Raw genomic sequence first — 13,023 nt, forward strand, 5'->3', positions numbered from 1 at the left:
GGGAAACTCATGCGGGGATTCTCGCACCGGGGTGGAAGAATGACCGCATGAACGCAACCGGTGCCACCACCTTGAAGGCCACTCTCCACACCGACCTGACCGACGCGATCCGCGAGCGCGATCAGGTGCGTAGCGCGACGTTGCGCATGGTCCTGACGGCCGTGTCGAACGCCGAGGTCGCAGGCAAGGAGCACCGTGAGTTGAGCGATGACGAGGTGCTCGCCGTCATCGTCAAGGAGGCGAAGAAGCGCCGCGAGGCGGCTGACGCCTACGTCGGCGCCGGGCGCACCGAGCTCGCCGAGAAGGAGAACGCGGAACTCGCCTGCCTCGAGGGGTACCTGCCGAAGCAGCTGAGCGACGACGAGATTGACGCGATCGTCGCCGAGGCCGTCAGCGCCACGGGCGCATCCGGCATGAAAGACATGGGCAAGGTGATGGGCGTCGTCAAGCCCAAGATCGGCGAGCAGGCAGAGGGTGGGCGCGTCGCGGCGGCCGTCAAGAAGGCGCTCGCGGGCTGATCACTTGCTGCGGGCTCAGGTGCCCGAATGGCGGTGAGGGCCGTGCCGACCCCAGCGGTCGGCACGGCCCTCAGCGTTCGTGCACGTCTCAGCTCTCGCGGCGGATGCCTGCGGCGGCCTCGTCGGCGCGCGCCATCTTGAACAGGGTCGCCCACGACTTGACGTCCGGACGGCGACGCAGCAGCGCGCGGCGCTCACGCTCCGTCATGCCGCCCCAGACGCCGTACTCGGTGCGGTTGTCGAGCGCGTCGGCGAGGCATTCGGCGACGACGGGGCAGCGCTGACAGATCGTCTTCGCCGACTGCTGCGCAGCCCCCTTGGCGAACAGTTCGTCAGGTGCCGCCGCGGCGCACTGGGCGCGGGCGGCCCAGTTGTCGTCCCAGACGGGCGTCTGCATCTCTTCTTCGGCCATGATCGTCATCGGTGCCCTCCCCTTGTTGGTGCGGATGACGGTGTGGCGTGCGCCACATACAAAGGTTGCTATACGCACAGTAGGCGTGGTTACTGGTGAGTTTCCATGGGGATTGAGTACCAAAAACGTTAGTACACGCGGTCGGCGCGGGGCGCGCCGAACCACGCCTCGAAGGCTTTGACAGGCTGCCCCGATACGCTGAGCGGCATGCGTGGAAAGTCTCCTGGCGCCGATGCGTCGGCCAAGAAGCAAGCCCGGAAGAAATCTGACGGTGGCCGTCAGCGTTCTGCGATGGGCTCGGTTCTCAGCCTCCTCGGCGCGTTCGTCGCCACCTCGATGGCGCTGGGCCTGCTCTTCGCGGGCCTGCTCATCCCCGCCACGGGCCTCGCGGGCGCGAGCGTCAAGGGTGGCGTCAAGGAGTTCGACGACATGTCGGGCACGCTCACCGAAAACGCGTTGAGCCAGCAGTCGAAGATCCTGGCGAAGGACGGCTCCGTCATCGCCACCCCGTATGACGAGAACCGCATCGTGGTGCCGTCGTCGGCCATCCCGAAGGTGATGAAGGACGCGCAGGTCGCCATCGAGGACGAGCGCTTCTACGACCACGGCGCGCTCGACCAGCGCGGCATCCTGCGCGCTGTCGCCGCGAACCTCGTCTCCTCGAGCACGCAGGGCGCCTCGACGCTGACGCAGCAGTACGTCAAGGTCGCCGCGCAGCGCGCCGCGATCGAGAGCGGCGACAAGGAGGAGGCGAAGAAGGCCGTCGCGCAGCACGGCACCGACGCCTATGTCCGCAAGATCAAGCAGCTCAAGATGGCGGTCGAGCTGGAGAAGACGCACACGAAGGATCAGATCCTCACGAGCTACCTCAACCTCGTCTTCTTCGGTGACGGCACGTACGGCATCGAGGCCGCTTCCCAGCACTACTTCGGCCATCCGGCGAAGGATCTGACGCTGCCCGAGGCCGCCACGCTCGCGGGCGTCGTCAACCTGCCTGGTTCGACCGACCCGGTGCACAACCCCAAGGCTGCGGTGAAGCGCCGCAACATCGTGCTCGAGAAGATGATCAAGCAGGGGCGCGTGAGCAAGGCCGACGGTGAGAAGGCCATCGCCAGCCCGCTGCAGACTCACGTGACGAACATCGCCGGTGGCGGTGGCGGTGGCTGCCAGGGCAGCAAGTACCCGTACTTCTGCGACTATGTCACCGACTGGGTCGCCGACCAGCCCGCGCTCGGCGCGAACCGCAAGGAGCGCCTCGCCAAGCTGAAGACCGGCGGCCTGACGATCCAGACCTCGCTCGACCCGAAGAAGATGTCGGCCCTCGACTCGAACCTCAAGAAGCGCGTTCCCGTCGGCAACGGCGCGGACGTGCAGGCAGCGGGCGTCATCATCGAACCCGGCACGGGTCTCGTCCAGGCCATGTCGCAGAACGCCAAGTACGACGTCGCCGGATCGAACCACTTCTCGACGTCCGTCGACTGGGTCCGCTCGGGCTTCCCCATCGGTTCGACGGCGAAGATCTTCGCCATCGTCGAGGCGATGCGTCAGGGCCGCGCCGTCGACTCGACGGTGAACGTTCCCGCCATGAACGGCACGAAGGATGGGCGCCCGGTCTACAACTTCACGTCGAAGACGTTCCCCGGCCAGTGCGGTCAGGGTGCCGGCAACTGGTCCGTCGGAAACGACCACCCGGTGCCGTCCGGCCCGATGAGCCTGAGCAAGGCCACCGCCGAATCGGTCAACACCGCCTTCGGAGCCCTCGTGGCGTCGCTGGGGCCGTGCAAGGTGCGGGACACCTTCAAACTCATGGGTGTTCAGGCCCGTGACCTCAAGACGGGCGGGTGGCGCGACATCCGGCGCGACCCCTCGTCGATCGTGCTCGGCTCCGACTCGTCCTCGCCGATGATGATGGCCAACGCGTTCGCCACCGTCGCGGCGGACGGCAAGTACTGCGCACCCCGCCCCGTCGTCTCGATCAAGCAGGCGAACGGCAAGCCGGTGGCGCTCAAGGTCGAGCCGTGCAAGCAGGTCATCAGCCAGCAGGAGGCTCGCGGAACGGCGGAGATCTTCACCCACGTATTCGACAGCGACGGCACCGCCTCCGATGCCAAGCTGGCCGACGGGCGGGAAGCTTTCGGCAAGACCGGTACGGTCGACGGATCCCTGCACACGTGGTTCGTCGGCTCGACGAAGCAGCTCTCCACGGCCGTCTGGGTGGGTCGCGGTTTCGACAACAAGAACCCGATCAAGAACGTCTCCATCGGGGGCAAGCACATCGGCACCTTTTTGTACGGCGGCGACATCGCGGCGCCGGTGTGGAAGGCGACGATGGACACGATCTCGAAGGGCATGCCCAAGGCGAAGCTCGCCGAACCCGACAAGGCGACCAAGCAGGGCGACGAGGTGAGTGTCCCCGACGTCAAGGGCAAGAGCGAGGCGGACGCGAAGTCGACACTCGAGAAGGCCGGTTTCCTCGTCACCGTGTCGAAGCAGAACTCCGGTGACGTCTCCGGCGGCCAGGCGTTCAAGACCGACCCTGCGGCCGGCCAGAAGCTCGGCAAGGGCAAGAAGATCACGCTGTACGTCAAGCCCTGATCGTCAGGTGCTGGGCGCCGACTGACGCAGGCTCGCGAGGCCCACCCCGTCCTGGGGTGGGGTCTGCCTCGGGCCGCTTCGACCGTGATGGCGGTGGGTGGCTCTAGGGTGGAGGCATGCAGAAATGGGAATACTTCACCGCGCCGATCATGGTCCACGCCACGCAGCAGATCCTCAACAACTTCGGTGAGGACGGCTGGGAGCTCGTGCAGATCGTGCCCGGCCCCGACGGCAACGGTCTCGTCGGCTACTTCAAGCGCCCCAAGGCCTGAGCGATGAGCGCGATCGAGGAGCGTCTCGCAGAGCTCGGGTTCGAACTGCCCGAGGTCGCAGCGCCCGTCGCCGCGTACGTCCCGGCGGTTCGTGACGGCGACCACGTCCACACCTCCGGCCAGTTGCCCATGGTCGCCGGCAAGCTGCCGCTGACGGGCAAGGTCGGTGCCGAGGTCAGCGCCGAGCAGGCCAGCGAGCTCGCTCGCACGTGTGCGCTCAACGCGCTCGCGGCGATCAAGAGCGTCATCGGCGACCTCGATCGCGTGACGCGCGTCGTCAAGGTCGTCGGGTTCGTCGCCAGCGACCCGTCGTTCACGGCCCAGCCGGGCGTCGTCAACGGCGCCTCGCACCTGCTCGGCGATGTCTTCGGCGACGCCGGCGTGCACGCGCGCTCGGCCGTCGGCGTGGCCGTCCTGCCCCTCGACGCACCGGTCGAGGTCGAGATCACCGTCGCCGTTCGCGACTGAGGGGCCTCGTGACCACGTCGTCGCAGGTGCGCGAGTTCCCGATCGGGCCGTTCCGCGAGTCGGCCATGCGCTGGCTCGACGCCGTCGGCCGGGGCGAGCAGGGCGACGAGGCGGCGCCCTCGCAGGCGGCCACCGTCATGCTCGTTCGCGGTGAACCGCTTGAGGTCTTCATGATCGAGCGCGCCTCGACGATGGACTTCGCGCCGTCGACGTGGGTGTTTCCCGGTGGGCGGGTCGACGCAGCCGATGAGGACGTCGTGAAGGCCGGGTTGCTCGACGGTTTCGACGCCGGGGACGCGGGGCGCGACCTCGGGATCGACGCCGACGCGGCAGGCGCCGTCGTCGTTTGCGCCCTGCGGGAGTTGTTCGAGGAGGCGGGCGTGCTGCTCGTCGACACGAACGTACGCGGGAACGCAGTCGGCGACGGAGCCGAAGCTGGGCTCGCAGCTGAGACGGATGGCCCAGCCGAGGCTGCGGGGCCTGACTTCGAGCTACGCACGCGCCTCGAGGCGCACGAGGTGACGTTCGTCGACGTGCTCGCCGGGCGGCGACTGCGCGCCGACCTCGTCGCGGCCGTCGACCGCTGGATCACCCCGCCGTTCGAGAAGCGACGCTTCGACACGTGGTTCTTCACGGCGTTGCTGCCGGAGGGCGCCGTCGCCGATGCCGTCTCGCGTGAGTCGCAGCGTGGCCGCTGGGTGCGCCCGCGCGAGATGCTCGACGAGATGGCGGCCGGGCACGTCCGGCTCCTGCCGCCGACCCGCACCGGTCTGGAGCGGCTGACGCGCGCCGTGAGCGCGTCCGAGGCCCTGACGCAGGCGCGAGCTGCAGCGTTCGAACCGACCCGTCCCGAACCGCTCATGGGCCCCGACGGCCCGTACCTGCGAGCCCGCATCAACCTCTGAGGGAGCACCTTCCGTGACCGACCAGGCGACCACGCATCCACTGCCCCCTGGCGTGCTTCACGTGCGCTGCGACAACCCGAGCGCCATGACGCTGAGTGGCACGAACAGCTACGTCATCACGCGAGCTGACGGCGTTGCCGACGGCGGCGAGCGCGCGCTCATCATCGACCCGGGGCCGGACGAGCACGGGCACGTCGGTGCACTCGTCGACGCGGTGCGCGGCGTGAGTAACGTCGACGTCCTGCTCACGCATCATCACGACGATCACGAAGGCGGCGCCGCGAGGCTCGCCGAGCTGCTGTCCGAGGCAGGCGTCCGCGCGCGCGTCTGGGGCGGCGCACAGGGTATTACGCTCGTCGACGGGCGGATCTTCGACGACGTCCAGGTCGTCTTCGCGCCCGGTCATACTGCGGATTCGGTCGGGTATGTGCTCGAACGCGACGGCGATGTCGTGCTGTTCAGCGGCGACACGCTGCTCGGCGGCAGCAGTTCATTCATCGCCTACCCCGACGGCGACCTCACCGACTACCTCGTGACGCTCGACGTGCTCGAAGCGGCCCTCGAGGCAACCCCCGGCGCCGTGCTGGCACCCGGGCACGGCGACGTCGGCGGCGACGCCCTCGCCGTCATCGACGCATACCGGCATCACCGCGACGAGCGGCTCGACGAGGTGCTGGCCGCGCTCGCCCAGGCACCGTCCGACGCTGATGACGCCGCGCGCGTCGACGCCGTCATCGACGGTGTGTACGGCGGCGTCGACGCGGCCCTGCGCCCCGCCGTCGAAGCCGTCGTCGCGGCGCAGTTGGCGCATCTGACGCGTATTGGCGAAGTCTGAATCAAGCGCTGACGGACGTCGAAGGCCGCCCCACCGATTCGGTGGGGCGGCCTTCGCCGCGTGGGGGAAGCCTCAGCGAGCGCGACGCTGCAGACGCTCGACGTCGAGCAGCGTGACGGCGCGTGCCTCGAGCTTGAGCCAGCCGCGTCCGGCGAAGTCGGCGAGGGCCTTGTTGACCGTCTCGCGCGAGGCACCGACGAGCTGCGCCAGCTCCTCCTGCGTCAGGTCGTGTGCGACGAGGACGCCACCGTCGACCTGACGGCCGAAGCGGCTCGCCAGGTCGAGCAGCGCCTTGGCGACGCGGCCGGGAACGTCGGTGAAGACGAGGTCGCCGAGCGCCTCGTTGGTGCGGCGCAGGCGGCGCGCGATCGAACCGAGCAGCTTGACGGCGACCTCGGGGCGCTTCGAGACGAACTCGGTGAGCTCGGCGTGCCCGAGCCCGACGAGGTCGGTGCCGGCGACGGCGGTCGCCGTCGTGGTGCGGGCGCCCGGGTCGAAGAGGCTGAGCTCACCGAACATCTCGCCGGGGCCGAGTACGGCGAGCAGGTTCTCGCGGCCGTCGGGGGAGCGGCGGCCGAGCTTCACCTTGCCGGAGGTGATGACGTAGAGCCGATCGCCGGGCTCGCCCTCCTCGAACAGCACGTCACCACGTTCGATGCGCGCACGCGACATGCGCTGAAGAAGAGCCTGCGCATCCTCGTCGCTCAGCGCAGCGAAGAGGGGGGCCTGACGCACAACATCGATGTCCACCTCTCCATCCTGCCACGTTTCGCGTGACGGGCCGCACAGCACAGCTGTTTACTACTGGGCGACGTGATGTGACGGCCCCCACCCACGGGCCGTCGGAGGGGGTTGTCAGCGCTGCGTTCTAGGGTGTGAGCATGAGTTCTTCCCCGTCCGTTCCGGCCGGCGACGCCGACCCGGCTGCCTCCTCGTCAGGGCCCTCGACGTCGCCCGCGCGCAGGATGCCGCGTCGTGCTGCCGCGCGCCCCGAGACGCACACGGCGCTCGTGCGACAGGCGCGTCGCATCTACCGCACGCTCATCGCCCAGTACCCGTACGCGCGAGCCGAACTCGACTTCGAGTCGCCGCTCGAACTGCTCGTCGCCACCGTCATCTCGGCGCAGACCACCGACGTCGGCGTCAACAAGGTGACGCCGGTGCTGTTCGCGCGCTACCCCGACGCCGCGGCGCTCGCGGGCGCCGATCCGGCCGAGATGGAGGAGATCCTGCGTCCGACGGGGTTCTACCGGGCCAAGACGCGCGCCGTCATCAAGCTGAGCCAGGACATCGTCGAGCGCTTCGACGGTGAGGTGCCCGGCCGGCTCGACGACCTCGTGACCCTGCCCGGCGTCGGCCGCAAGACGGCGAACGTCGTGCTCGGCAACGCGTTCGGCGTGCCCGGCATCACCGTCGACACGCACTTCGGGCGGCTCGCGCGCCGGTTCGGGTGGACGACGTCCGAAGACCCCGTCAAGGTCGAGGCCGAGGTAGGTGCGCTGTTCCCGAAGAAGGACTGGACGATGCTCAGCCACGTCGTCATCTTCCACGGCCGGCGCATCTGCCACGCCCGCCGCCCGGCTTGTGGGGTCTGCCCGGTGGCGCAGTGGTGCCCGTCGTTCGGCGAGGGGGAGATCGACGCCGATGCAGCCCGCAAGCTGCTCAAGTACGAACTGGCCGTGCCGAAGGGCGGTGAGGCCCTCGTCGGCCTCCTCGTCGACGGCGCCGAACCCGACGCCTCGTTCTCGACCGGGCATCGGGGCACTCCGACCGTCCCGCGGCACTCGGGGCTCGCGTGATGACGGACGCGCCCGAGGCGCCGGCTTGGTTGCATCGCGTCCACGAGCTCGGCTCGTCGGACCGGCTGCGCGGTGCCTGGCCGTCGCCGGGGCCCGGGGCCCGTGAGTCGGCCGTCCTCATCCTCTTCGGGCCGACGGACGGCGCGATGGCGGGGCTCGAGTCGCTCGACGAGCAGGGCGGGGGCGTCGATGTCGTCCTCACCCAGCGCGCGGATGCGATGCGCACGCATGCGGGGCAGGTCTCGTTTCCCGGCGGGGGAGTCGAGCACGACGACGCGGACGCCGTCGCCACGGCGCTGCGTGAGGCGCACGAGGAGATCGGTCTGTCGCCGGCGGGCGTCGAGGTGCTCGGAGCGCTGGCACCCGTCGCGCTGACGGTGACGAACTTCGCCGTCACGCCGGTGCTGGCGTGGTGGCAGCAGCCGTCGCCGGTCGCCGCGCTCGACCCGATCGAGGTGGCACACGTCGCGCGGGTGCGCGTCAGCGACCTCGTCGATCCGGCCAATCGCCACACCGCGACGCATCCGCGCGGTTTCGCCGGGCCGGCGTTCACCGTCGACGGGCTGTACGTGTGGGGTTTCACAGCGTTCCTGCTCGACGCCGTGCTCACCGCTGCGGGGCTCACCCGCGCCTGGAACACCGGCGACCGCCGTCAGGTGCCGCAGCGGTTCCTGCGCTGACGTCGGCTGTCGCCTGGAGCGGTGGCGTTCCTGGGGGCGTCCAGATCGTGCGGGTATGACGAAGGCGGCCCCCCGCATGGGGAGCCGCCTTCGTCGAGCGTCCGACGCGAGCGTCAGACGTGGTGGATCACTTGGCGGGCTTGATGGCCGCGACCGTCGCCTGCGCGTTCTCGATCGTCTTCTCGGGCTTGCCCTTGATCTTCTTGAGGGCCTTGATGCCGATGAGCGCGAGCACCGCGGCGACGACGGCGAGGATGCCGGCGACGATGAGGAATCCGGCCCACGGGTTCCAGCCGAAGATGTTCGACAGGCCGTAGGCGAGGGACGTCAGCAGGAAGCCGAGCATGAAGAGTGCAAGGACGCCCGCCGCAGCGAGCATCCCGCCGCCCTTGCCGGCCTTCTGCGCATCCGCCTTGATCTCGACCTTCGCGAGGTCGATCTCACCCTTGACGATGTTCTGCAGGTCGGTGGTGGCGTCCGAGACGAGCTGACCCAGCGTGCGCTCGGTGCCTCGCGTGGTGTTGAGAGCCATGGGGTTTTCTCCTGTCAGCAGGCACTCGCTCGAGCTCGAGTGAGGTGGCCTGGCGCGTCAGACAATTCGTACTTGCCCCACAGACTACCGATTCGTGGGGTTTCGCGCCCACCGGGCCACAGGATGAGGCGTGTCGGTGGGCTGCGGGCGGGTCAGGCCGTGCTGGGGCGCTGGTAGACGTCGGGGATGCCGTCGTGGTTGTCGTCCCGCTCTTCCTCCTCGGCGAGCTGGGCGTAGACGCGGTTGCGTCGTGCCAGCACGATGCTGGCGAGCGCAGCCGACAGCAGGCTGCCGAGCAGGACGCCGATCTTGACGTGGTCGTCGGCGGAACTGCCTGATCCGAACGCGAGTTCACCGATGAGCAGGCTGACGGTGAAGCCGATGCCGCCGAGCAGGCTGAGGCCGAAGACGTCGCTCCACGTGAGGTTGTCGTCGAGTTCGGCGCGTGTGAACTTGCTGACGAGGAACGTGCTGCCGAAGATGCCGACCGCCTTGCCGAGCACGAGCCCGGCGATGACGCCGATCGTCACGGCGTCCGTCAGCGTGTCGGTGATGCTCGTGCCGACGACGGTGACGCCCGTCGAGAAGAACGCGAAGACGGGCACCGCGAAACCGGCGGAGTAGGGGTGCAGGCGCTGCTCCATGCGGTCGGCGATCGCGTGCTTGCCCTTGACCGGCACGAGCAGGCCGAGGACGACACCGGCGATCGTCGCGTGGATGCCCGAGTTGAGCACGCACACCCACGCGGCGATGGCCAGCACTCCGAGGACGACGGGGTTCTTGAGGCCCCGCTGAACGGCGACGCTGAAGAGCGCGATCGGCACGATGGCCGCGACGAGCCACGTCAGCGAGAAGCCGTGGCTGTAGAAGATCGCGATGATCGTGATGGCGATGAGGTCGTCGACGACCGCGAGGGTGAGCAGGAACGAACGCAACGCCGTCGGCAGGTGCGAGCCGATGACGGCGAGCACCGCCAGCGCGAACGCGATGTCGGTGGCCGTCGGGATCGCCCACCCCTGCGCGCCGTCGCCACCGGCATTGATGGCGGCGTAGATGAGAGCGGGGACGGCGACGCCGCACACGGCCGCGATCACGGGAACCGCCGCAGCCGAGGGGTTCTTGAGATCGCCGACGACGAACTCGTGCTTGAGCTCGAGGCCGACGACGAAGAAGAACAGTGCGAGCAGACCGTCGGCCGCCCAGTGCGCGACGGACATGTTGAGCCCGAGGAAGTGCGGGCCGATGTGCGCGTCGCGCAGCACCTCATAGCTGTGGCTCCACGGCGAGTTCGCCCACGTCAGCGCAGCCACGGCAGCCATGAGCAGCAGGACGCCACCGATGGTCTCCGTCTGGAGCAGTTCCTTGACGCGCCTCGCCTCGGGCCACGTGCCGCGGGTGAACATTCGCTTGGCCATGCGACCTGCCGTCGCGACGGGGGCTTGGTGCGCGTAGGTCTTGAAGTCCTCGAACTCCGGTGGCTCGTCACTCATCGGAGGGAGGGGGTTCTTGTTGCCGGGCATGGGCGGCTCCTCAGGGGTAGCGCTGAGCAGGGGCACCCGGTGGCTCGTGAGCACTCCTCGGGCGGCCGACCAGACTTCCCGGCACACCAATTGCTGAGAATTCTAGGGGAGTTCGCCCCACGTCCGATCCGACGTCCGGTGCGCGGGACGCCCCTGCCCCCGTCCAACTGGCCCCACCACGCGATGGCGGGTAACTCAACGCCGGCAGGCAAGTGCCCGCCTACCTGTGAGTTACCCGTCATCGTGAGCCGGTGAGCCGGTGAGCCGGTGAGCCGGTGAGCCGGTGAGCCGGTGAGCCGGGGTGCCGGAGGCGAAGAGCTACTTCTTCAACCCCGCCTGGATCTGAGCCATGACGCTCGGGTCGGCCAACGTCGTGGCGTCACCGGCTTCACGGCCCTCGGCGACATCCTTGAGCAGGCGTCGCATGATCTTGCCCGAACGCGTCTTCGGCAATTCGTCGACGACGAGCACCTGTCGCGGCTTCGCGATCGGCCCGATCTGACGACCGACGTGCGTGCGCAGCTCCTGGACGAGCTCTTCGCGGGCTGCGTCTTCGGCGTAGTTCTCCCGCGATTCTTCGCGCAGGATGACGAACGCGCAGACGGCCTGGCCGGTCGTCTCGTCCGCGGCGCCGACGACGGCGGCCTCCGCGACCGTGTCGTGGCTGACGAGCGCCGACTCGATCTCGGAGGTCGACAGGCGGTGACCGGATACGTTCATGACGTCGTCGACGCGGCCGAGCACCCAGATGTTGCCGTCCTCGTCGCGCTTCGCGCCGTCACCGGCGAAGTACATGTCGGGGAAGCGCGACCAGTACGTGTCCTCGTAGCGCTGACGGTCGCCCCAGATGCCGCGCAGCATCGACGGCCACGGGTCGCGGATGACGAGGTAGCCGCTCTCGCCGTTCGGCACGCTCTTGCCCTCTTCGTCGACGACGTCGGCGGTGATGCCGGGCACGGGTGCCTGCGCCGAACCGGGCACGAGCGCCGTGACGCCGGGCAGCGGCGACATCATGATCGCGCCAGTCTCCGTCTGCCACCACGTGTCGACGATCGGGGCCTCACCCGCGCCGATGACGTCACGGAACCACATCCACGCCTCAGGGTTGATCGGCTCGCCGACCGAGCCGAGCACCCGGATGCTCGACAGGTCGTACTCCTGCGGGATCTCCTCGCCCCACTTCATGCAGGTGCGGATCGCCGTCGGCGCCGTGTAGAAGATCGACACCTTCTTGTCGGCGATGATCTCCCACCAGCGACCCTGATGCGGGGTGTCGGGCGTGCCCTCGTACATGACCTGCGTCGCGCCGTTCGCGAGCGGGCCGTATGTGATGTAGCTGTGGCCGGTGATCCAGCCGACGTCGGCGGTGCACCAGTAGACGTCCGTGTCGGGGTGGACGTCGTGGACGACGGCGTTCGTGTACGCCGCCTGCGTCAGGTAGCCGCCCGAGGTGTGGAAGATGCCCTTCGGCTTCCCCGTCGTGCCCGAGGTGTAGAGGATGAACAGCGGGTGCTCCGCATCGAAGTTCTCGACCTCGACGACGGGTTCGGCGGCCTCGAGCGCCTCGTCCCACCACATGTCCTTGTCACCCATCGTGACGTCCTCGCCGGTGCGCTTGACGACGAGTACGCGCTGCACGCTCGTCTCGCCGCTGACGGCCTCGTCGACGGCCGGCTTGAGCGCGCTCGGCTTGCCGCGGCGATAGCCGCCGTCAGCGGTGATGACGACCTTCGCCTCACCGTCGGCGATGCGGGTGCGCAGCGCGTCCGCCGAGAAGCCGCCGAAGACGACGGAGTGGACGGCGCCGATGCGCGCGCACGCGAGCATCGAGATGACGGCCTCGGGGATCATCGGCAGGTAGATCGCGACGCGGTCACCCGCTTCGACGCCGGCGGCGCGCAGAGCTCCGGCGGCGCGCTGCACGCGCTCGGTGAGGTCGGCGTACGTGATGGCCTGCTCGTCGCCCGGCTCGCCGACGAAGTGGATGGCAACGCGCTCGCCGTTGCCCGCCTCGACATGGCGGTCGGCGCAGTTGTAGGCGACGTTGAGCTCACCTCCGACGAACCATTTCGCGACGGGCGCGTCGGACCAGTCGAGGACCTCGTCGAAGTCCTTGCTCCAGGTGAGGCGCTCGCGGGCCTGCTTCGCCCAGAACGCGAGGCGGTCGGCGCCGGCCTCTTCGTACAGCGACGCCTGGCCCACGGCCTGGGCCGTGAAGGCCTCGCTCGGGTGGAAGGGGCCGGGCGTGGGGTCGGGGGTTTCGCTCATGGCGGGCGCTCCTTGCTTCGTCTCGGACACTCCGGCGTCGGCCGCCGAGCGGGCGGGCGCCGGGCCTGCTCGCGCTCGGATCGGGGGAGGCCCCGGATCGTCGGCGCGATGAGGTGTGGATCACAGGCGTCAACCCTTTTCTATCGCATCGCCCGGGTGGCGCGTCGAGGGCGGTTCGCATACTGACGGGTAGCAAACGTGGGGCGCTGAGTACGCTTG

Annotated in this window: 13 protein-coding genes; 8 read left to right on the forward strand and 5 right to left on the reverse strand. The window is 69.1% G+C overall.

Annotated elements, in window-relative coordinates; genetic code table 11:
* Window positions 1–47 precede the first annotated feature (47 nt).
* Window positions 48–518, forward strand: a complete 471-nt coding sequence (locus AC1RS9_RS05755) for a GatB/YqeY domain-containing protein (protein WP_006943945.1) — start codon at window positions 48–50, stop codon at window positions 516–518.
* 88 nt (window positions 519–606) lie between these two features.
* Here AC1RS9_RS05755 and AC1RS9_RS05760 read toward each other — a convergent pair whose 3' ends face one another.
* Complete coding sequence (locus tag AC1RS9_RS05760) at window positions 607–939, reverse strand: WhiB family transcriptional regulator (RefSeq protein ID WP_006943975.1); 333 nt, start codon at window positions 937–939, stop codon at window positions 607–609.
* Window positions 940–1,137: 198 nt separating this feature from the next.
* Here AC1RS9_RS05760 and AC1RS9_RS05765 point away from each other — a divergent pair, with 198 nt between their 5' ends.
* From AC1RS9_RS05765 to AC1RS9_RS05785, 5 genes are all read left to right on the forward strand, one after another.
* On the forward strand, window positions 1,138–3,525 hold the full coding sequence (locus AC1RS9_RS05765; RefSeq protein WP_006943977.1) for a transglycosylase domain-containing protein: 2,388 nt from the start codon (window positions 1,138–1,140) through the stop codon (window positions 3,523–3,525).
* A gap of 116 nt (window positions 3,526–3,641) precedes the next feature.
* Window positions 3,642–3,797 (forward strand): Sp36 family protein, encoded by a 156-nt coding sequence (gene sp36, locus AC1RS9_RS05770; RefSeq protein WP_006943980.1) that lies wholly within the window; start codon window positions 3,642–3,644, stop codon window positions 3,795–3,797.
* 3 nt (window positions 3,798–3,800) lie between these two features.
* Window positions 3,801–4,265: a RidA family protein gene (locus tag AC1RS9_RS05775; protein WP_074041258.1), complete on the forward strand. Its 465-nt coding sequence runs from the start codon at window positions 3,801–3,803 to the stop codon at window positions 4,263–4,265.
* 8 nt (window positions 4,266–4,273) lie between these two features.
* A complete protein-coding gene (locus tag AC1RS9_RS05780) occupies window positions 4,274–5,170 on the forward strand; it encodes an NUDIX hydrolase (RefSeq protein WP_074041257.1) in 897 nt (298 codons plus the stop codon).
* A gap of 13 nt (window positions 5,171–5,183) precedes the next feature.
* On the forward strand, window positions 5,184–6,005 hold the full coding sequence (locus tag AC1RS9_RS05785; RefSeq protein WP_492920800.1) for an MBL fold metallo-hydrolase: 822 nt from the start codon (window positions 5,184–5,186) through the stop codon (window positions 6,003–6,005).
* Between the two features lie 72 nt (window positions 6,006–6,077).
* On the opposite strand, the gene AC1RS9_RS05790 is transcribed toward AC1RS9_RS05785, so the two are convergent.
* Complete coding sequence (locus tag AC1RS9_RS05790; protein ID WP_492920802.1) at window positions 6,078–6,755, reverse strand: Crp/Fnr family transcriptional regulator; 678 nt, start codon at window positions 6,753–6,755, stop codon at window positions 6,078–6,080.
* Between the two features lie 215 nt (window positions 6,756–6,970).
* Between AC1RS9_RS05790 and nth the strand changes: the two genes are divergently transcribed.
* Both nth and AC1RS9_RS05800 read left to right on the forward strand, forming a co-directional pair.
* Window positions 6,971–7,804, forward strand: a complete 834-nt coding sequence (nth, locus tag AC1RS9_RS05795; RefSeq protein WP_006943929.1) for an endonuclease III — start codon at window positions 6,971–6,973, stop codon at window positions 7,802–7,804.
* The gene (locus AC1RS9_RS05800; protein ID WP_074041255.1) at window positions 7,804–8,484 is read left to right on the forward strand and encodes an NUDIX hydrolase; all 681 of its coding nucleotides are present in this window, start codon (window positions 7,804–7,806) and stop codon (window positions 8,482–8,484) included. The genes nth and AC1RS9_RS05800 overlap by 1 nt, the downstream gene beginning before the upstream one ends.
* Window positions 8,485–8,611: 127 nt before the next feature.
* On the opposite strand, the gene AC1RS9_RS05805 is transcribed toward AC1RS9_RS05800, so the two are convergent.
* From AC1RS9_RS05805 to acs, 3 genes are all read right to left on the reverse strand, one after another.
* Window positions 8,612–9,016: a phage holin family protein gene (locus AC1RS9_RS05805; protein ID WP_006943992.1), complete on the reverse strand. Its 405-nt coding sequence runs from the start codon at window positions 9,014–9,016 to the stop codon at window positions 8,612–8,614.
* 152 nt (window positions 9,017–9,168) lie between these two features.
* Window positions 9,169–10,536 carry a Na+/H+ antiporter NhaA gene (gene nhaA, locus AC1RS9_RS05810; RefSeq protein WP_115296936.1) on the reverse strand — a complete coding sequence of 456 codons (1,368 nt, stop codon included), beginning with the start codon at window positions 10,534–10,536 and terminating at the stop codon, window positions 9,169–9,171.
* Window positions 10,537–10,854: 318 nt separating this feature from the next.
* Window positions 10,855–12,804, reverse strand: a complete 1,950-nt coding sequence (gene acs, locus AC1RS9_RS05815; RefSeq protein ID WP_281712292.1) for an acetate--CoA ligase — start codon at window positions 12,802–12,804, stop codon at window positions 10,855–10,857.
* Between the last annotated feature and the right edge of the window lie 219 nt (window positions 12,805–13,023).

It is taken from the genome of Dermacoccus sp. MPR-E5, assembly GCF_058809565.1.

Coding starts and splice junctions, on each gene's coding strand:
- AC1RS9_RS05765 (WP_006943977.1), top strand. CDS start 1,138: ATGCGTGGAAAGTCTCCTGGCGCCGATGCGTCGGCCAAGAAGCAAGCC.
- acs (WP_281712292.1), bottom strand. CDS start 12,804: ATGAGCGAAACCCCCGACCCCACGCCCGGCCCCTTCCACCCGAGCGAG.
- AC1RS9_RS05760 (WP_006943975.1), bottom strand. CDS start 939: ATGACGATCATGGCCGAAGAAGAGATGCAGACGCCCGTCTGGGACGAC.
- AC1RS9_RS05755 (WP_006943945.1), top strand. CDS start 48: ATGAACGCAACCGGTGCCACCACCTTGAAGGCCACTCTCCACACCGAC.
- sp36 (WP_006943980.1), top strand. CDS start 3,642: ATGCAGAAATGGGAATACTTCACCGCGCCGATCATGGTCCACGCCACG.
- AC1RS9_RS05775 (WP_074041258.1), top strand. CDS start 3,801: ATGAGCGCGATCGAGGAGCGTCTCGCAGAGCTCGGGTTCGAACTGCCC.
- AC1RS9_RS05800 (WP_074041255.1), top strand. CDS start 7,804: ATGACGGACGCGCCCGAGGCGCCGGCTTGGTTGCATCGCGTCCACGAG.
- nth (WP_006943929.1), top strand. CDS start 6,971: ATGCCGCGTCGTGCTGCCGCGCGCCCCGAGACGCACACGGCGCTCGTG.
- AC1RS9_RS05805 (WP_006943992.1), bottom strand. CDS start 9,016: ATGGCTCTCAACACCACGCGAGGCACCGAGCGCACGCTGGGTCAGCTC.
- nhaA (WP_115296936.1), bottom strand. CDS start 10,536: ATGCCCGGCAACAAGAACCCCCTCCCTCCGATGAGTGACGAGCCACCG.